This is a genomic window from Asaia siamensis (genome assembly GCF_014635085.1).
In the GTDB taxonomy this organism is placed as follows: Bacteria; Pseudomonadota; Alphaproteobacteria; order Acetobacterales; family Acetobacteraceae; genus Asaia; species Asaia siamensis.
This window is the reverse complement of the sequence record NZ_BMCH01000008.1, coordinates 42,888-61,316: the sequence shown is the minus strand read 5'-3', so window position 1 is coordinate 61,316 and position 18,429 is coordinate 42,888. Positions and strand designations below refer to the sequence as shown.

At 58.7% G+C, this 18,429-nt stretch carries 16 protein-coding genes and 1 tRNA gene; 8 read left to right on the top strand and 9 right to left on the bottom strand.

The genetic code is table 11. The annotated features are described in order from the left end of the window. Position 1 precedes the first annotated feature (1 nt). Positions 2-1,417, top strand: coding sequence for an outer membrane beta-barrel protein (locus tag IEV53_RS13275; RefSeq protein ID WP_188427313.1), 1,416 nt, complete (start codon positions 2-4; stop codon positions 1,415-1,417). A gap of 22 nt (positions 1,418-1,439) precedes the next feature. Here the strand turns inward: IEV53_RS13275 and IEV53_RS13270 are convergent, their stop codons facing one another. From IEV53_RS13270 to IEV53_RS13240, 7 genes are read right to left on the bottom strand one after another with little or no spacing between them, the layout of a single operon-like run. Next, positions 1,440-2,372 carry an ABC transporter permease gene (locus tag IEV53_RS13270; protein WP_188427312.1) on the bottom strand — a complete coding sequence of 311 codons (933 nt, stop codon included), beginning with the start codon at positions 2,370-2,372 and terminating at the stop codon, positions 1,440-1,442. Next, positions 2,369-3,409 carry an ABC transporter permease gene (locus IEV53_RS13265; protein WP_188427311.1) on the bottom strand — a complete coding sequence of 347 codons (1,041 nt, stop codon included), beginning with the start codon at positions 3,407-3,409 and terminating at the stop codon, positions 2,369-2,371. The genes IEV53_RS13270 and IEV53_RS13265 overlap by 4 nt, the downstream gene beginning before the upstream one ends. After that, positions 3,406-4,986, bottom strand: a complete 1,581-nt coding sequence (locus tag IEV53_RS13260) for an ABC transporter ATP-binding protein (RefSeq protein WP_229719893.1) — start codon at positions 4,984-4,986, stop codon at positions 3,406-3,408. The genes IEV53_RS13265 and IEV53_RS13260 overlap by 4 nt, the downstream gene beginning before the upstream one ends. Continuing rightward, positions 4,979-6,076, bottom strand: coding sequence for a BMP family ABC transporter substrate-binding protein (locus IEV53_RS13255; RefSeq protein WP_188427310.1), 1,098 nt, complete (start codon positions 6,074-6,076; stop codon positions 4,979-4,981). Before IEV53_RS13255 ends, IEV53_RS13260 begins: the two co-directional genes overlap by 8 nt. Then, the gene (locus IEV53_RS13250) at positions 6,067-6,630 is read right to left on the bottom strand and encodes a glutathione S-transferase family protein (RefSeq protein ID WP_188427309.1); all 564 of its coding nucleotides are present in this window, start codon (positions 6,628-6,630) and stop codon (positions 6,067-6,069) included. The genes IEV53_RS13255 and IEV53_RS13250 overlap by 10 nt, the downstream gene beginning before the upstream one ends. Next, entirely contained in the window at positions 6,624-7,220 is a 597-nt protein-coding gene (locus tag IEV53_RS13245; protein ID WP_188427308.1) for a Rieske (2Fe-2S) protein, read from the bottom strand. The genes IEV53_RS13250 and IEV53_RS13245 overlap by 7 nt, the downstream gene beginning before the upstream one ends. Beyond that, positions 7,217-7,453, bottom strand: coding sequence for a hypothetical protein (locus tag IEV53_RS13240; RefSeq protein WP_188427307.1), 237 nt, complete (start codon positions 7,451-7,453; stop codon positions 7,217-7,219). Before IEV53_RS13240 ends, IEV53_RS13245 begins: the two co-directional genes overlap by 4 nt. A gap of 117 nt (positions 7,454-7,570) precedes the next feature. On the opposite strand from IEV53_RS13240, the gene IEV53_RS13235 reads away from it, so the two are divergent. From IEV53_RS13235 to IEV53_RS13215, 5 genes are all read left to right on the top strand, one after another. Beyond that, complete coding sequence (locus IEV53_RS13235) at positions 7,571-8,482, top strand: aromatic ring-hydroxylating oxygenase subunit alpha (RefSeq protein ID WP_229719892.1); 912 nt, start codon at positions 7,571-7,573, stop codon at positions 8,480-8,482. Continuing rightward, positions 8,479-8,976, top strand: coding sequence for a nucleoside deaminase (locus IEV53_RS13230; protein ID WP_188427306.1), 498 nt, complete (start codon positions 8,479-8,481; stop codon positions 8,974-8,976). Before IEV53_RS13235 ends, IEV53_RS13230 begins: the two co-directional genes overlap by 4 nt. Before the next feature lie 106 nt (positions 8,977-9,082). Next, positions 9,083-10,435, top strand: coding sequence for an 8-oxoguanine deaminase (locus tag IEV53_RS13225; protein ID WP_188427305.1), 1,353 nt, complete (start codon positions 9,083-9,085; stop codon positions 10,433-10,435). A gap of 314 nt (positions 10,436-10,749) precedes the next feature. Next, positions 10,750-12,495 (top strand): YbaL family putative K(+) efflux transporter, encoded by a 1,746-nt coding sequence (ybaL, locus tag IEV53_RS13220; protein WP_188427304.1) that lies wholly within the window; start codon positions 10,750-10,752, stop codon positions 12,493-12,495. A 300-nt stretch (positions 12,496-12,795) separates the two neighbouring features. Beyond that, entirely contained in the window at positions 12,796-15,297 is a 2,502-nt protein-coding gene (locus tag IEV53_RS13215) for a TonB-dependent receptor (RefSeq protein WP_229719891.1), read from the top strand. Between the two features lie 342 nt (positions 15,298-15,639). On the opposite strand, the gene IEV53_RS13210 is transcribed toward IEV53_RS13215, so the two are convergent. Further along, positions 15,640-16,554, bottom strand: a complete 915-nt coding sequence (locus tag IEV53_RS13210; protein ID WP_188427303.1) for an AraC family transcriptional regulator — start codon at positions 16,552-16,554, stop codon at positions 15,640-15,642. Between the two features lie 188 nt (positions 16,555-16,742). Here IEV53_RS13210 and IEV53_RS13205 point away from each other — a divergent pair, with 188 nt between their 5' ends. After that, complete coding sequence (locus IEV53_RS13205; RefSeq protein WP_188427302.1) at positions 16,743-17,132, top strand: heme-binding protein; 390 nt, start codon at positions 16,743-16,745, stop codon at positions 17,130-17,132. After that, positions 17,129-17,890 (top strand): SDR family oxidoreductase, encoded by a 762-nt coding sequence (locus IEV53_RS13200; RefSeq protein ID WP_188427301.1) that lies wholly within the window; start codon positions 17,129-17,131, stop codon positions 17,888-17,890. The genes IEV53_RS13205 and IEV53_RS13200 overlap by 4 nt, the downstream gene beginning before the upstream one ends. A gap of 431 nt (positions 17,891-18,321) precedes the next feature. Here the strand turns inward: IEV53_RS13200 and IEV53_RS13195 are convergent. Beyond that, positions 18,322-18,396, bottom strand: a tRNA-Val gene (locus IEV53_RS13195). Positions 18,397-18,429: the final 33 nt, after the last annotated feature.

The window sequence follows — 18,429 nt, the reverse complement described above, 5'->3', positions numbered from 1 at the left end:
TATGGGAAAATCCTGCCTGAGCATTTTCTTGCCCGGCGTCTTCCTGACGCTGGGTGGCCAATCGATCGGCGCGACACTCTCCACGCCGCAAACCATCTCCACAGAAACGCCTGTTTCCGGCGACGCCTTCAAACCTGATACCGTCACACCAGAAGGTGCCAGAACCGGGAACAAAGCTGCGGCTACTCCGGTCAAGCTGAAACAGACCGGCTACTGGCACGACACCGAAATACATCTCACCATTGAGGGTGGCATCGCGGCCAATCCATGGACGACATCCGGGCGCAATTTCGGACAGTTCTTCCTCGACCGCGCCAACACGGTCACGCTCAACCAGATCATGGGTTCCGTGTCACATCCTGTGGCGGATGTAGGATCGGGTTATGGCATCGGTTTCATGGTTGAAATGATGTATGGCTCCGACGCGCGTTTCGATCCGACCACCGGCATGGCAGATAATGCCCTCACGGGCCTGTATCAGTTCGCGCCGACACAGGCGCATGTCGACCTGCATGTTCCATGGCTGGTGCACAACGGCATGGATTTCCAGATCGGACAGTTCTACGGAATCATGGGGGCAGAAGGCATACCCGCCCTCGCCCGACCGTTCTATTCCTTCAGCTATGCTTCTGACTATATCGTCCCGTTCGAGACGATCGGCATCCTCAGCACGACTCATCTGAACGACCATTACAACGCCATACTGGGTATCGATGCCGGAAACTCGACCAGCTTCGGCAGGGCAGGCAACAACAACAAACCCAAAGGCTATATTGGCGTCTCATTTACAGGCCTGTTGGCCGGTCGGCTGGACGGCCATCTAATCGGCCATTTCGGGCCGCAGAGTAATAACGGTGCCCCTGTCGCGTCTGCCGATGGGTGGACAAGCGCCGGTCTTGGCTCGAAAGCCAACGGTCTGATGCAGTATAATGGTGATCTTCTGCTGACCTATCATCTCAGCAAGACGCTCTCGACCACGCTGAACGCCATCTATCTCCGTGACGACGCGACACGAAATGACAGCTATGGTGTGACCGGCTATGTAGCCTGGGATATCAACCCGTCACTAACGCTCAATCTGCGCGGCGAGATCTTTCGCGACAATACAGGGTCGATCATCGCCTCATATGCCAGCATGACGTCTTTCACCAACATGCTGCGTAATGCGCCCTATCCGTATTTCATTGCTCCACCCACAACCTATGGTGCCCTGACCGCGGGGGTGACCTATCGTCCCGACTTCATCAACAGACATATCAAGACAGGCAAGCTGCTTTTCAGGCCTGAACTCAGGCTCGACAAATCGCTGAACGGCACGCAGCCCTTCAATCGTGCCGCCTCGGTTGCCGATCCCGTCATACGCGACGGGACAAATAATATGTTCTGGTTCTCCTGCGACGCCGTCTGGTCATTCTGAGCCGTCGGCAGGAACGCTGCGCTCAGCGTTCCTCCCTGAAATAGGGCGTTCCCAGAGCCGCAGGCGCGGCCATGAAACGGCGCATGCCGGGCAGCAGCATCGCGGGGACGATCATGAACAGGATCGTCCCGAGATAGGGCGTCATGTTGAGAATAGCCGGAGGAACGGGCCACCCCTGCGCCTGCCCGAAGAAACTCAGAGACATCACGAGACCGAACAGAAGCGATGAGGCTGCTGCCAAAACAGGCCGGTAGCCACAGAAGATGACAAGCGCGACCGCGATCCAGCCGCGCCCTGCTATCATGCCCTCAGACCATACGGGCATGACCGAGAGAGTCATGTCCGCGCCAGCCAGACCGGCCAGCGCCCCCCCGATGACTACGGCCCCGAGGCGAAAACGCCTTACCGGAATACCTACAGCATCCGCTGCGCCGGGATTTTCACCAACGGCCCTGAGGCTGAGGCCGAGACGGGTGCGAAACAGGACGATATGGCAGAGCAGAGGCAGAAGCCCGAACGCAAGATAGACAAACGGGCTCTGGTCAAAGAGCGGGCCGACAAGCGGCAGATGTGACAGGACAGGAATGGGCCAGGATGAGAAACCTGCCGCAACCGGCAACCCGGCCACGTTGTGACCGATCACGGCGCTCAATCCGAGCCCGAGAAAGGTCAGGGCCACACCGCATAGCGTCTGGTTGGCCGACCCATTGACCGTGGCAAGCCCCAGAACGAGCGCCCCGCCAGCACCAACCGCAACGGCTGCGAGACATCCAAGCCAGGGAGAAACCGAGGCGTCGGCAGCCAGAACCGCCGTAACCGCGCCAAGAGCCATCAGGCCTTCGACACCGAGATTGATCACACCGGCCCTTTCGGCCAGAACCTCGCCCTGGGCGGCAAGAGCGAGAATGCTGCCATAGGCAAGCGCATGGAGGATAAGCGAGATCCAGAGGGTCATTTCTGCGTCTCCAGCCGTACATAGGCCGCGAGCTCATCACTGACAGCAATTGCGAAGACCAGCAGCCCGGTAATGGCCAGAACGGAAGATGCACTGACCTGCAGCGTCTGCAGGACGATGCCCATGTTGAGAATGACCGCCATGAGGAACGCGGCCGGGATCAGTGCCAGGGCAGATTGCCGGGCAAGCAGCGCCACCACGATACCGAGATAGCCATAGCCATGGGCCAGACCACCCTGAAGCCGGTGTACCGTCCCAAGCGCCTCCATCATGCCACCAAGGCCAGCGAGCGCCCCTGAGAAAACGAGCGCCATGAAAAGACGTGGCGCCACCGACACCCCGGCGTAATGCGCGGCTTCCGGATTCGACCCGCTCAATGTCAGCTCGTAACCGAAGCGACTGCGCCCGAGCAGCAGACCAAGTGCCGTGACAACGGCCAGAGCAAGCGGACCGCCCCAGTGAACGACACCATAAATCGTCGGTATCGCGGCGTGAATTCTCTCGCTCGAGACCTGCGCGCCCGTGACACGATCAGCCCAGGGGCCGGTCACCAGATAATAGACGAGATAGGACGCGATGAAGTTGAGAAGAAGCGTCGTGATGATCTCGCTTACCCCAAGCCAGGCGCGCCCCGCAGCGGGCACGGCGCTCCAGCAGGCACCGGCGATCATTCCGGCCATGGCGGCGAGCGGCAGGGTAACGAAAGCAGGAAAGGGAAGAAACAGCCCGACGGCCGACGCTGCCGTCGCCCCCGCCAGAAACTGCCCTTCGGCACCGATATTCCACAGCCCGGCACGCAGGGCCAGCCAGACGGCAGCCCCCGTCATGAGCAGAGGCGTCATATAGAGGGCCAGGTTTTCAAGACCGAACTCGGTACCGAAGGTCGACGTCACGACAAGCGTTGCCACCGTGCCGAGATTGAGCCCGAGCAGCATCAGCACGAGAGCGAGCACAAGGAAAACGAAGCCCAGCGCCAGGGCCCGACCGATAAAGATGCGCCGGGCCGGAACGACGGAAAGGCGAATACGACGGCTCATGACGACGCGCCTCCATTCCGACCGCTCATCAGAGCGCCGATGCGGGCACGATCATAGTCGCCCCTGGGTACGACGGTCATCAATCTGCCACCGCATAACACGGCGATGCGGTCGCTCAGCGCCATGAGTTCATCAAGGTCTTCTGACACCAGCACCACCGCCCTTCCCTCGTCACGGATATCGGCCAGGGTTTGGCGCATCAGGGCAATCGCACCGATATCAAGACCACGGCTAGGATAGGAGGCCACAAGCGCGCGATGGCTGATCATCCGCTCTCTTGCGAGCACGAGACGCTGCTGATTGCCGCCGGACAAGGCACGAATAGGCGTTGCGGGCTCGGCGAGGCTAACCTGTGCCTGATCAAGCAGCGAGCGGGTAAAGCGCAGTGCCTCTGAAGCGTGATAGGCGAGCCGCCCGCCTATCGGGCTGGTGCGAAACAGACGCATGACAGCATTCTCGGTCACTCCAAGCGCGGGAGCGAGCGCCTTGTGCAGCCGGTCTTCTGGCACATAGCCGATCCCGGCCTCACGAAACGCATTCGGTCCGCGCCCGCGCATGTCCTTGCCATCCACGAGCACATGGCCGGTTTCTGATGAACGCAGCCCTGCCAGAAGATCGGAGAGCTCGGACTGACCATTTCCCGTCACTCCGGCAATGCCAAGAATTTCGCCTGCGCATATTTCCAGCGAGAGCGGATGCAGCCGCATCTGCCCGGCCCCGTCCCGGCATGATACGTTCTCGAGCACCATGACCGCGTCGTCGTCTGTGCGTGGCATCTTGCGCGGATAATCGCTTTTCTGTTCCACCGGACGACCGATCATTTCAGTCACCAGCGTCGAGGGCTCGGTATGAGCGACAAGATGCGTCCCGGAGACGCGTCCGTGGCGAAGCACGGTCACCCGATCGGCAAGCGCCATGATCTCATCAAGCTTGTGACTGATGAGAATGACCGCGCCACCCCCGTCGCGAAAGCGGCGCAGCGCTGCATAAAGCTCGCCCACTTCGAGAGGGCTCAGCACTGCCGTAGGTTCATCAAGGATCAGCAGCCGAGCGCCGCGCGAAAGGACACGCAGGATCTCCACGCGCTGCTGTTCGCCCGATGTGAGCGTATCAATTCTCGCTGAAGGTCTGATATCAAGACCATAGCGTTCAGCCTCGACCTCTGCACGACGCGCCATGGCGGACGCCGAGAGCCTGAATCCTGTCTCGCGCCAGCCGAGTGCCAGATTTTCCGCAACCGTAAAGCGCGAAACCAGCTTGAAATGCTGATGCACCATGCCGATCCCGGCAGCGATCGCCGCCTCGGGACTTTCGAAGCGCACGCCATAGCCGTCGAGGATCAACTCGCCTTCATCGGGCTGATAAAGACCCGTCACGATGTTCATCAGGGTCGATTTTCCGGCCCCGTTTTCGCCCAGCAAGGCGTGGATCTCGCCGGGATAGAAATCAATCGAGACATCCTTGTTGGCCACGACGCCCGGAAAATACTTCGCTATGCCGGAGAGCGTGAGAAGCGGTGGCGCTCCTGCGGGCAGATCTGCCGGACGGGTCTCTTGATTATGCAGGAGATCAGACAAGCCCCGACACTCCCTCGACCTGCCAGCTCCAGTGAAAGATTTCCATATCGGTCATGGTCTGACCGGCAGGGACGCGTATCTGGCAGTTGGAATCCTTGATCGGCCCGACGAAAGGCGACCATCCCGCCAGCATCCTGTCGCGCGCTGCGTCGGCTTCACGCTGTATGGCGAGCGGCACACGAGCACCCCAGCTATCACGGTCTACGCCATGGCCAAGTGTCAGGAACGTGCCTTTGGGACGCCATGTTCCCGCAATACGTGCCGCGATGGTCTCGCGATAATAGGCCTCGAAATCGAGTACGACCGAGCTGACATAGGCTTTTGGCCCGAATTGCCGCATGTCCGTGTTCCACATGGCCGCCCAGACATTGCGTTCCTCTGCCACACGCAGATAGCCGGGATCATCCATGATGCCGCACAGGAAGTCGCACCCGCTATCGATCAGCGCCGCCCCTGCCGAAGCCGCTGCCTGCGGGTCGAACCAGGAATTGATCGAGATGACCCGCATCGTCGCCTCGGGATTGACCGAGCGCGCACCGAGCAATGTGGCATTGGCACTGGCTATGACGGAGGAAGTCGGAAACGATGCCACATAGCCCAGCCGTCCAGTCCGGCTCAGGCGCGCTGCGGCAATGCCAATCACATAGCTGGCATACCAGTGCGTGATGTAATACCAGGCCAGATTACTCGTAACCGCATTGCCATCGCATTCGAGAAACCCGACATCGGGCGCCTGATCGGCAACATCCTTGATGAAGTCACCATAATTCGAGGTCGAAATGACCATCTGCGCGCCCTCGGCCACGAACTGCCGAAACAGGCGCGTGGCATCGGCGGAATAAGGGACGCTCTCGACATAGAGCGAGCGCATTTTCGGGAAATGCGCCTTGAGTGCCCGTATGGCCTTGTCATGCATCTGGGACCAGCCGCCATCATTGATGGGGCTGGTATGGCCGAAAGCCACGAGCAGATCTTCTTCCGCAATCGGAGCAAAGCGCGGCTTTGCCTGGGCCGTCAAAGGCAGGGCCGCCAGCGGGGCCGCTGCGAGAAGGGAGCGACGCGTCAGCAGGGACCGGGGCTTCAATGACACGCGGCGATCCCGGGCATGGTAACGAAACCGGGCAATTGTCTGACCTTTCTGACGAAGCGCCTGATAGCAGGGTAAAGATCCATGGCGATACCGAGATCGCGCGCAAGACCGGCAATCGGGAAGACCGCAATATCGATAAAGCCGACAGACACGCCGGAGAGCCATTCCTGCCCATTGAGATAGGCATGGCTCAGACGATCTTCGAGCACGCGAAAGATCAGTGTCACGTCATCCGTCTCCGCTTTTTCAGGCAGGGTCGCGCCGAGTGCCTGCCGCCGCGCCTGAGAGAAGCTTTCCAGCGCCTCCAGAGCCCATTCGAGCGCGTGCCGTGCCTCGCCTTCCGGCCAGGCGCGTTCGACATCGGGCAGTCGTGAGAAATGACGCAGGATCTCGTAAAGCCCGACGCAATAGACACCTTCATCGTCACCAAGCGTCGGACCGAAAATTTCGGCACGACGATCGGTCTGGATCGTGAGCGGAATAGCGAGCAGCGACGCAGCAAGACGCGCCGCATAGCTTCGCTCGTCCATCACCCAGCCATTGAGGCTCAGCATCGTATTTCTTCCATGGAATCACGCAAACTAAGCAGCCATTCCGCCGCCTTGAGACGCGTCGAGGCGTCTCTGACAGCCAGATGCACCATGGTGACTCCCTCTTCCGGGCTGTGCAGGGCGAGAAGCCGGTCGGAAGACAGGCGCCATTGCCCCTTTTCAAGCACGAGCGCCTCACGCAGTTCCGACAGCGTCACGCGTATGGCGAGACTGCGCACGCCATGCCAGGTGCCTTCTGCCGGAGGTATGAGCGGCCGGTTCTCGCCACTGTCCAGCGCAACCCAGATCAGTCCGGCCTTCTCCTCGACATGGAAACTCTGCGTTCGGATCGTAGAGGGCGGGTTGAGCGCGGGGTGCGCCGGTATGGCCCGGCAACGCCCCTCATGGTCAAACTGCCATCCGTGGTAGAGACAGGCGAGCCTGTTATTGCGGATGAAGCCAAGGCTGAGCCGGACGCCTCGATGGGGGCAGCGATCCTCCCAGCCATGAACCACGCCCTCCTCATCGCGCCAGAGAACAAGTTCCTGCCCCTCATGACGCACGGGCACGACATCGCCGAAAGCAACATCCATCGACAGCGCTACCGGGATCATGCCACGGCTTCCCGCCATTGGGAGACCACACAGCTGGCCGGGCCGATCACGCAGGCCATGATGAACATTCCAACAAGAGCATGAGCTCCGCGCAGCAGAAAAACGATCTCATGACCTTCCAGCCGTTGCGGTGTCATGTCGATGCCCAGAAGCCGGGCCCGGCTTTCGGCAAAATCCCGAAACGCCGCAACATCGAAACGACCGGAAAGATGCAACATGATTGAACTGGTCATTCCCTCTCCGGGTCGGATGCTGGCATTGACCATGATCCTGCCAGTAATATTTTTTTTGACAAGCGCAATGCCGCTACTAATGTGACCGGGCACGCAACGAATGGAAGGATCGGCAGGATGCAAGGGTCACAAAGCGCCGATCCGGTCTCGACACGACAGTGGTATCCTCTCGGCGTGGTCGAAAATCTGACATCCAGCTTCATCGAGACCTGCCTGCTGGGCCAGGCTGTTCGATATAGGCTGGACGAACATGGCCATACCGAAGCCTTTAGTGGCGATCGACTGCTTTCAAGCCGCGCCCGCTATGGCCTTCTCTGGACCACGCTCGATACGGATCATGGCTCTGACGACCTGATACCGGGCATTCCCGAAGCGGATGAAGCAGACAGAAATCTCGTCTGTTGCGGCTCGATTGCGGTCAAGGCGTCGGGCTTGCGTGTCGTCGAGAACTTTCTGGACATGGCGCATTTCCCTTTTGTCCATACCGATATCCTCGGGGCCGAGCCTCATACGGAAGTCGAGCGCTATACGGTCGAGACACGGGCTGAGGGCCGCGAGATCTGGGCAACAGAGTGCCGCTTCTTTCAGCCTCAGGCGGCGCTTTCTGCCGAAGGCGGCCTGATGACGGATTACATCTATCGCATCGCTGCGCCGTTTTCGACGCTGCTTTACAAGACCAGCCCCGATGATCCGGAGCGCAAGGATGTCATTGCTCTGTTCGTTCAGCCCATGACACCCGGAACCTGCCGCGCGCATCCTGTCATGTTCCTGCTGGACAATGACTCCAGCCATGATGCTCTGGTCGAGTTTCAGCAGATGATCTTCCTGCAGGACAGGGTCATTCTCGAAAACCAGCGTCCTGTGGCCATGCCCCTCGACGCAGCAAGCGAAATCCCGACACTGGCTGATCGGTCTTCAGTCGCCTATCGTCGCTGGCTCAAGGCGCAGGGGGTCACTTTCGGCGCGGGTCCAGGCGCCTCTGCCCGATCGAGCCACCCTTCACCCACCGGACTGGAGACAGCATCATGACCTCGATAGCGAAAGAGGCCGATTTCGTCTTTCTGCGCAAGGCCTTCGAGGTTGCCGACCAGTCGCGCCTTGCGGGTGATCATCCCTTTGGCGCGGTTCTGGTCGATGATCAGGGCGCGCTCGTGATGAGCCAGGGCAATGGCTACAGCGCCGAGGGCCATGACATGACAGCCCACGCCGAGCGTCTCCTGGCCAGCCGTGCGAGTAAATCCTTCTCACCGGACCGGCTGCATGGCTTCACGCTCTACAGCTCGGCCGAGCCTTGCGCCATGTGCGCGGGCGCCATCTACTGGGCGGGAATAGGGCGTGTGGTTTACGGCCAGTCCGAGGCGCATCTGAAGGCAATGACCGGCGCGCACCCCGAAAACCCGACCCTTGATCTGCCCTGTCGGCAGGTGTTTGCTGCAGGTCAGACCGCAACCGAGGTGATCGGCCCGCTGCTTGAAGAAGAAGCGGCCGCTCTTCAGCGCAACTTCTGGCGGGAGCACCTCTAAGTTTTTTCAAGCCCGTTCTTTTGGATGAGATGACGATCCGGGTGGCCGCAGGCCCGGAACAGGGTCAGCGCGGATAACTCACTCTTTCAATTGAAAGGCGTTTTCCATGTCCACCTCCCTGCTTGTTACCGATGCCTGCCTCTACCTCGATCGCGGCCTCGAAATTCCGAACGGATGGATCCGTCTCGAAAACGGTCGTGTCGCCGGCTATGGCGCCATGACCACGCCCGCGCCTCAGGCCGCCCGTGTTCTTTCTGCCGGAGGGCGGCTGGTGACACCTGGCATGGTGAACGCCCACCACCACATGTACCAGAATCTCACCCGCGCCTATGCCCCGGTGGTCAACGGCACGCTTTTCGAGTGGCTTCAGGGTCTGTACCCGCTATGGGCAACACTGGATGAAGAGAGTGTCTATCTCTCCTCCTATATCGCCATGACGGAATTACTGCTTGGCGGCTGCACGACATCAATGGATCATCACTATGTCCATCCCCGCCCCAGACTGATCGACGCGCAGATCAAGGCGGCAAGAGATATCGGATTTCGTTTCCACGCCACGCGCGGCTCCATGACGCGGTCGGTCAAGGATGGCGGACTGCCCCCCGACAGCGTGGTGCAGAGCGAAGATGTGATTCTTGAAGACAGTGAGCGCCTTATCGGCCTTTTCCACGATCCCAATCCGGGCGCCATGACCCGTGTCGCCCTTGCTCCCTGTTCTCTCTTCAGCGTGTCGGAAACGATCATGAAAGAGAGCGCCCTCATGGCAGAGCGTCATGACGTGCGCCTTCATACCCATCTCGCCGAGGACCACGACGAGGACGTTTACTGTCGCGAGGTCTATGGCTGCACCCCAACCGAATATTTCGAGCGCTCGGGCTGGGCCAGCCATCGCTCATGGGTGGCTCATTACATCTATCCAACAGGCGACGAGATTGACCGTCTCGCCCATAAAGGTGTCTGCGCCGCGCAATGCCCCTGCTCGAACATGATGATCGGCGGCGGCTCGGCTGACGCGATGGATCTGCGTCGAAGGGGGATGAAGGTTGGTCTGGGCTGCGATGGCTCTGCGTCAACCGATCACGCGTCGCTTTGGCTTGAAGCCCGCATGGCATTGCTTCTGGGGCGTTATCGCAATGGCCCGCATTCCATGACGGCACGAGACGCACTCGACATGGCGACACGAGGGGGGGCCGCCTGCCTGGGATGGGAGGATGAGATTGGCCATCTGCGTCAGGGAGCCTGCGCTGACCTCGTGATATGGCAACTACCCGCTGTGTCGCGTGCCGGTGCGCTGAGCGACCCGGTAGAGGCTCTGCTTCGATGCGCACCAGCGACCGCATGGTACACCATCGTCAATGGCCGCGTTCTTGTCTCGGAAGGCCAGCCCTGCCAGAGCGGGCTGGAAACCGTGCTGCGCGATCACGAACGCGCAGCACGACGCATGCAGAAGCTCGATTGAGAGGAACTGCGCTCACCCCGCCATGAGATTCATCGCGGGTTGAACCTTGCGTGATACGCAATGCTGACGTGAAACCAGCCTCCAGCCCTGCCCGTTAGCAATTTTCCTGAGAAGAACCAGAAAAAGAGGCGCAAGTCTGGAGGCCGGAATGAGTAATCGTCAGGGTTTTGCAGCCTAATCAGTCGCTTCAGGACCAGACAATCCTGTCGACAGAAGCAGCTTTCACACCTCGACCGATTGCAAAACCGCCCTCGATCGAAGATTGTTCGCGGAATAGTCCAATTTCCATCGCCATTGCGGGATCCCGGTTTCCTATGAGTCATGACACGCCCCTGATCGGTATTCTGGTGATCGGTCTCGGGTTGGCCTTTATTCTGGGCACTATTGCCCAGCGCATACGCATTTCGCCGCTGGTGGGCTATCTGCTGGCGGGCATTGCAGTCGGCCCGTTCACCCCGGGCTTCGTCGCCGATCAGCCTCTGGCGTCGGAACTCTCGGAAATTGGCATCATTCTGCTCATGTTCGGGGTGGGTCTTCATTTCTCGCTCAAGGACCTGATAGCGGTCAGGGCTATCGCCGTGCCGGGGGCTCTGTTGCAGGTCGTGGCCTCAGTCGCGATCGGAGCCGGCAGCGCGTGGCTTCTGGGTATGTCCGCTGGCGCCTGCCTCATTTTCGGCATCGCTCTGAGTGTCGCAAGTACGGTTGTTCTTCTGCGCACATTGCAGGAACAGCGTCTGATCGAGACCGAACGCGGCAGATTGTCAGTGGGTTGGCTGATCATTCAGGATCTGGTGACGGTGCTGGCCCTCGTCCTGTTGCCGATTTTTGCGCCTCTGATGAAGAGCGGCGCCCATGAGCCCATCAACATTCCCGGCCTTGCCCTCACCATTGCTCTGACACTGGGCAAAGTAGCTGCTTTCATGGCGTTGATGCTGGTGGTCGGGCGCCGGGTGATCCCGGCCATTCTGCACTACGTGGCCCATACCGGATCACGCGAGCTTTTTCGCCTTGCCCTGCTGGCACTGGCACTTGGTGTCGCATTTATCGCCACTGAGTGGTTCGATGTCAGTTTTGCGCTTGGGGCATTCGTCGCTGGCATGGTGCTCAGCGAGTCCGAACTCTCTCATCGAGCGGCTGCGGAAACACTCCCGCTGCGTGACGCCTTTGCCGTACTGTTTTTCATCTCCGTTGGCATGTTGTTCAACCCGCTGGTTCTGATCAGACAGCCTTTGCCGCTGCTTCTGACCTTTCTGGTCATTCTCGTTGGTACGCCGCTCGCGGTCATTGCCATTCTGAGACTGCTCCGTCAGCCCTGGAACACCACGCTCTTCATCGCCAGCGGGCTGGCCCAGATTGGCGAGTTCTCATTCATTCTCGCAGCGCTGGGCATGAAAATGGGCGTGCTAGACGCACGCGCGCAGGATCTGATTCTGGGGGCGTCGATCCTGTCGATCCTCATCAATCCATTTATCCTTATGGCGACGCAGCGGATCGAAGCCTGGATTACACGGCATACAACCGCGCCAGCCCTGCCCTCGCAGGACGAGGCGGGCATTCTGTTGCCGCCGCCGACGCCAACCCAGCTCGAAAATCATGCCGTTGTGGTGGGTTGTGGCCGCGTCGGGCGTCTTGTCGTCGAAGGGCTTGTTCAGAATGGCTGGCCCGTGCTGGTGGTCGAGACAGGAAAACTGGCCGACAGCTTTGCGGCCAGCAGCACAATCGAACTTCTGGTTGGCAATGCCGCCGAAGCGCGTACGCTTAAAGCCATGGCCCTCGAAAAAGCGCGGCTGCTGATGGTGGCTATTCCCGAGCCGTTCGAAGCCGGTCAGATCATCGCGCAGGCCAAGGCGATCAATCCCGGTCTTATGGTCATCGCCCGTGCCCATTTCGACAGCGCAGTCGAGCATCTCAAGGAGCTTGGAGCCGATCATGTCATCATGGGTGAGCGTGAAATGGCTCTTGCCATGCTTGCCATGACGGCAAACGACCTGCCCTTCGACTCACGTCCTCCCTTGAGCGATCCTTCGTCCGATACAGGGATGGAAGCAGTCCCCGTCTGACCAAAGGCAGCGGCTTGCTGTGCCGCCTCCGACGGGCATCTGAAGCCAGTCTGTCGACAGCAACGTGACGAAGTGTGTCAATTGTGGCTTTTCTGACATAGTCGTCAGGATCGAAATGAGCCAGGTAAGCTTTTCACATTGCTGTCATATCTTAAGCCGTAAACAGTGCTCAACAGTGACAAATGTCATGGTTTCGCACTGACCTGAACGAGGCTTCACCCCCTCTTTCCGGATCGTGGTCGTGCGGAATTGTAACGGATCGTTGCTGAATTCTGATTCTCGGTTTGGAAGATCGACACAATGTTCTCTCGCATGGCGCTCCTCTGTGGCACCACAGCTCTGATGGCATCATTGCTGCCCGACGCACGGGCGCAGGAACCTGCCCATACTGTGGCGCCGACGCCGACACGTCACACCGGACAGAACACCACGCCACGCAGCGCGGAAGCCGCATCGACAGCACCGTCGATGCTGGGTGCAACGGCACCGACCGATGAACGCATCGAAGTGACGGGGCATAATTACGGCGATGGCGTTACACGCCGCGCCTTCGGTGGCGGTTTGATGACGCCTTCCGACAGCCCGAAATCCGTCTCTGCCATCACGCGTGACTTCATCGCGAAACAGAACCCGGCCCTCAACCCGATGCAGCTGATCGCCCTTCTTCCGGGCGCCAATGTGTCTGATACCGACCCGCTAGGCATGACAGGCGGCAATATGTCGGTACGCGGTCTGACAGAATCCCAGATGGGCTTTACGCTCGAAGGCTTTCCGATCAATGACATCGGCAATTTTGCTGTGTATCCGCAGGAAATCGTCGACGCTGAAAACCTGAAGACAGTGCGCCTGGCGCAGGGATCAGCCGATCTCGACAGTCCCCATATCAGCTCATCGGGCGGTGTGGTCGACATGTACATGATCGACCCCAAGAACAAGATGGGCGGCATGGTCGACATCACCTATGGGTCTTTCAACGCGACACGCGGTTTTCTGCGCTTCGATACGGGACGCATAGGTGCCACAAATCTGCGCGCCTATTTCTCCTATTCACAGGGGCGCCAGGACCATTGGCGCGGCCCCGGCTGGGACAACAAGAAGCACGGCGAAATGAAGATCGTGAACGACTGGGGTGATGGCAACCGCATTTCTCTGGCCGTAGTCGGCAATAATATCCAGAACAATGCCTACCCGAACGTGACAAAGGCAAGCTGGGATAAATGGGGCACCGGTATGACCAATCCGGTCGGCTCCAGCGGCCTGTCGCCCACAGACCCGCCGAACACGGTTTATGAATCCAACTACTATGTTCCTTCAAAGGCCGGTTCGGTCAATTACTACAAGACGCGACCGAACCCCTTCACCAATATCTATGCGTCTATGCCGTCGACGTTCAAACTGAACGATCATCTCGTGCTCACGGAAACACCGTATTTCTGGTATGGTTACGGCAATGGCGGTGGCGCCCAATATACCGATATGTCCAAATTCGTTTACGGCAAGCAGACCCTTGCCGGAACGGTGAATGGCGTCGGCAAGGGCATGCAGGTTCTGTATAATCCGTCGCTTACCGAAACCTACCGACCGGGCGCCACAACCAAGCTGACCCTGACGACCGGCGTCAATCGCTTGATGGTCGGTTACTGGTTCGAATACGCCAAGCAGCGCCAGACCGCGCCCTACAGTTTTGTCGGTGCCGACGGCACGCCGCTGAGCCAGTGGGGCGATGACAATAATGTCGTGCTGAGCAATGGTGCGAAGGCCCAGTATCGTAACACTCTGACGCAGACCCAGGTGCATACGCCGTTCATTGGTGACAGCCTCACGCTGCTGCATGGAAAACTGACCATTGATGCCGGGTTGAAATACTCGATCGTCAAACGCTCGGGCACCAACTATCTGCCTGATGTGCGCAGCAAGTATGTGACTACAGACTACAATCAGGCTCTGCCGACTGCCGCGGTTCGTTACAAGATCGATCAGCATAACCAGGTCTTCGTTTCCGTCTCGACGAATTTCCGTATGCCGCAGAACTATGCGCTCTATGATTCCGGCAGCTTCAATCAGAAGACCGGTCTTTATTCCACCCTTGCCAACCCCGATCAGAAGGCTGAAATCTCGATTTCAGAAGAGGCAGGCTGGCGTTATCAGGACGATCTGATTTCGACCGCCCTCACCTATTTCCACTACAACTTCACCAATCGCCTTTATACGCAATCCATTCAGGACCCTGCCTCGGGCGCATTCTACACCACCAATATCAATGCTGGTGGCATGCACTCCGATGGTTTTGACGCCGAATTCGGCACAAGGCCCTTTCATAATGTCCGCCCCTATGTCTCGGTCGAATATCTGCATGCTGTGACGGATAGCAACATCCCTGCCGGGTCAGGTACGGGTGCGGATTATGTGCGCAGTGCAGGCAAGAAAGCACCACAGGCTCCTGACTGGCAGGTCGGTTTTGGCCTCGATTATGATGACGGCAAGCGCTTTGCGAATTTCAACCTGAAATATGTCGCCCGCCAATATGCGACGTTCATGAACGACCAGAGCATTCCCGGCTATGTGCGTATGAATATCGGCCTCGGTTATCGCTTCCCGAAAGTCAGCATCTTCAAAAGCCCGGTCCTGCGTCTGAACCTGCAGAATATCAGCGATAACCGCTATCTGAACTGGATCCAGTCGCCGCAGGCCAACGCCAACGCCACAACCGGCGTCTTCGGCAAGACGATCGCTGGCTCGGCTCCGAGCTACAAGATCGCCTCTCCGTTCGCCGCTCTGGCAACATTGACCAGCGACTTCTGAACTTGGGACCTTCACCTGATATTCCCTCCAGGTAGGGAATATCAGGGATTATATTTACACCGAGACCAGCAAGAGACATCCAGCTTTACGTGCGGCGCCCGCCGCGCAAGAGCATGAGAAACCCGATAGAAAACGAGCAGCCACAGCTGGCTCGGCCCAGGAGGTCTTTCCCGTTACTCTTGCGCGGCGTCGTGCAGTGACCGTCTCGTCACCCGAAAATCCCTATACAGACAAGCCTCTACCCGCGCTCTTGCGCTGACATCACTATGTCTACGTCCAGAGAGGGCGTTGGCTGCGCCAGCTGAGATTAGGTGACTTGCAGGAACCCAACTCATCGCCTCATCATGATCTGCGATATCTGTCAGGGCTGCAGCCATAGGTTTTCGAGAAAGCCTCGCGAAAAGCGCGTTCCGACAGATAGCCAACTCTTGCGGCAACCGACTCAATCTTCATCTTTCGATCCGATCTGAGCAGATCGGCAGCAAAGGCCATGCGCCAGCCTATCAGATGCTCCATCGGCGTCATGCCGACCAGCCGTCGAAAACGATCAGCGAAAGCCGAGCGCGACATGCCAACTTGCTGGGCAAGCCCGGATACGGTCCAGACCATCGAAAGGTCATCATGCATCAACTGCATTGCCCTGTGAATTCTGGTGTCACCCATCGCCCTCAGCCACCCGGCGCCGTCGATCCGGGCATTGTCCCTGATCGCCTGCCTGAGGGTCCGTATCATCAGTATCTCTGCCAACCGGTCGACCGTGGTCGACGCACCGGGCTCGACGCTTAAAATCTCGTCACGCATCATCTTCCGAACCTGACGCGACAAAGTATCGGCCTCACTTGCGGACACATGCAGGATTGGCGGCAATTCCTGGAACAGCAGAGGGGCCTCCGCCGATATGAGCGTAAAACAACCGACCACAAGAGAAACGCCTGCGCCTGTATTCTCCTGATATTCCAGGGTGCTCGTCTCCTGCCATGTCGCAAGCTGGGATGCGGTCAACGGCGTTGTGAAGGCGATCTCGGCATCGCTGCGAAGATGAAAACGGGAGGCAGCAGGAAAAAAGAGAAAATCTCCCTCGCACAAAGTGATGAGCGGCCCTTCGTCCTGATTGATGAGGCACTGCCCCTCCATCACGGCCATGAAAACGGCATGCTGCTTTGGAAAAGCCAGACCATAGCGCCCCGCCAGGGTGATACGCCCCCACACCTCCCCTTGCGTTCTGAGAGACAGGAAGATCCGGTCGAGCAGATCCATTCTACAACGTCCCCTTCACTGAGTGACATCTGGCGCTTTCAGCCGGATTTCTGGATATATAGGGATATATCCGCCAGACCCTATCGATAAGGTTGAGCTCTCACAAGCTGGCAGCACGAAGGAAGACGCCAATCGCTCAGCGCGATCCGCGGCTTTCGCATGATGCCCCTGACGGAAAGAGCTTCACCATGCACACGCTTTACAGCCGCATCGACAAGGCGATGACCGCCATCGCAGCGCATTCGGATCGATATTGTTGTTGCGTCCTCAACGAGCAGGGCCAGGAAATCCTGTTTTTCCGAAGCACCGAAATCCTGCCCTGCAGTGAGGGTTTCAGCCGTGCAAAGGCTGTCACAGCTCATGCCTTTCAGCTCGACACGCAGACGCTGCTTGCCCTGCCGCAAATCACAGGGGCCATCAAGGACACACGCTACTGCTTTCTTGCGGGTGGACTGATCTCTCACAGCCCGACCGGCGAAACGCTGTTCATCGGGCTGTCAAGCGACAAGCCGGACAGCGATCACACGGCAGCACAGGCTGCTGCACAGGCCCTCACCTCCACGGAGATATCGTCATGACCAGCATTCTTATTACCGGCGCCGGAACAGGGTTCGGCCGCATGCTCGCCTTTTCCCTCGCGCGTCGCGGCCACAGCGTGCATGCCAGGGTTGAAATAACCTCGCAGGTCGGCACCTTGCGGCAGGAGGCCGAGGCACTGGGGCTGACGCTCGAAGTCTCGAGGCTCGACATCACTTCAGTTCGTGACCGAGGACGTATTCTTCGCGAAGATTTCGATATCCTCGTCAATAATGCCGGTATCGGTCAGGGCGGCTCGCTCGCCGACATGCCCGACGATATTTTGCGCGAGCAGTATGAAATCAACTTCTTTGCAACGCTCGCCCTGACGCGTGAATATCTCCATGCTCGCAGGAATAGCGGGCCGACACGCATCGTTTTCATGTCGTCCATTGGCGGTATCCTAACCGTTCCGTTTGCAGGTGCCTATTGTGGCTCAAAACACGCGCTAGAAACGCTTGCGCAATCACTGCATCAGGAATTCGCCGAGCGCGATGTTACCATCGCCACCATCAATCCGGGCCCTTATCAGACGAATTTCAACGACCTGATCATGGAAGGGCCGCGCTACTGGCAAAGCGAGAACGATCTCTTCGATTACAGCGCGCTCAGCTTCGACATGCCGCAATACAAGGACGATCAGGATATCGAGACCATGGCCGATATCACACTCGATCCCAAATCACGCTTCCGCAATATCCTGCCACGCGAACTGGAACAGCATATTCGCGAGCAGGAACAGGCAGTCTGGAACTGGTAATCATGTGAGGTCAAGTTGTTACACAGGCGGGTCAGGTCTCAGCGGGTCATGCTCTAGAAAGCAAGCCAGCACTTCAGAGACCACAAAAGGCTGCAACCTGTCTTGGCGAGCGAGAAACAACGCGTGGATTCAGGCGCGTTTTCTCTCGCACGCCAACGCGCAGCATGGCTCCCTCGCTTGGGTTCGAACCAAGATTGGCGGAATCAAAATCCGCTGTCCTATCGATGAGACGACAAGGAATAAGCTGCAGCAGGTCACACAGCGAAACCGCCGTGCGGGCATGCAGTATTTCGTTGATTAGTGCTAGGGGCACGGATCTGGCACAGTTTGACACGATATGACTCGTCTCGAAACGTGCCGGGATAGACCGCAGCGAACTAATGCCTATCAAGGCCAATCTTCAAAAAACGGCGGTTTTCTGCGGGTGAGGATGGTGGGTGCGACAGGGATTGAACCTGTGACCCCTGCCGTGTGAAGGCAGTGCTCTACCGCTGAGCTACGCACCCATCCTGCGGTGACGCGTCTCTAGCAAAGGGCAG

Bases quoted from the DNA above. Each gene is read 5' to 3' on its own strand.
- IEV53_RS13275 (WP_188427313.1), top strand. From the start codon at position 2: ATGGGAAAATCCTGCCTGAGCATTTTCTTGCCCGGCGTCTTCCTGACG.
- IEV53_RS13270 (WP_188427312.1), bottom strand. From the start codon at position 2,372: ATGACCCTCTGGATCTCGCTTATCCTCCATGCGCTTGCCTATGGCAGC.
- IEV53_RS13265 (WP_188427311.1), bottom strand. From the start codon at position 3,409: ATGAGCCGTCGTATTCGCCTTTCCGTCGTTCCGGCCCGGCGCATCTTT.
- IEV53_RS13250 (WP_188427309.1), bottom strand. From the start codon at position 6,630: ATGCTGAGCCTCAATGGCTGGGTGATGGACGAGCGAAGCTATGCGGCG.
- IEV53_RS13245 (WP_188427308.1), bottom strand. From the start codon at position 7,220: ATGATCCCGGTAGCGCTGTCGATGGATGTTGCTTTCGGCGATGTCGTG.
- IEV53_RS13240 (WP_188427307.1), bottom strand. From the start codon at position 7,453: ATGACCAGTTCAATCATGTTGCATCTTTCCGGTCGTTTCGATGTTGCG.
- IEV53_RS13235 (WP_229719892.1), top strand. From the start codon at position 7,571: ATGCAAGGGTCACAAAGCGCCGATCCGGTCTCGACACGACAGTGGTAT.
- IEV53_RS13230 (WP_188427306.1), top strand. From the start codon at position 8,479: ATGACCTCGATAGCGAAAGAGGCCGATTTCGTCTTTCTGCGCAAGGCC.
- IEV53_RS13225 (WP_188427305.1), top strand. From the start codon at position 9,083: ATGTCCACCTCCCTGCTTGTTACCGATGCCTGCCTCTACCTCGATCGC.
- ybaL (WP_188427304.1), top strand. From the start codon at position 10,750: ATGAGTCATGACACGCCCCTGATCGGTATTCTGGTGATCGGTCTCGGG.
- IEV53_RS13215 (WP_229719891.1), top strand. From the start codon at position 12,796: ATGTTCTCTCGCATGGCGCTCCTCTGTGGCACCACAGCTCTGATGGCA.
- IEV53_RS13210 (WP_188427303.1), bottom strand. From the start codon at position 16,554: ATGGATCTGCTCGACCGGATCTTCCTGTCTCTCAGAACGCAAGGGGAG.
- IEV53_RS13205 (WP_188427302.1), top strand. From the start codon at position 16,743: ATGCACACGCTTTACAGCCGCATCGACAAGGCGATGACCGCCATCGCA.
- IEV53_RS13200 (WP_188427301.1), top strand. From the start codon at position 17,129: ATGACCAGCATTCTTATTACCGGCGCCGGAACAGGGTTCGGCCGCATG.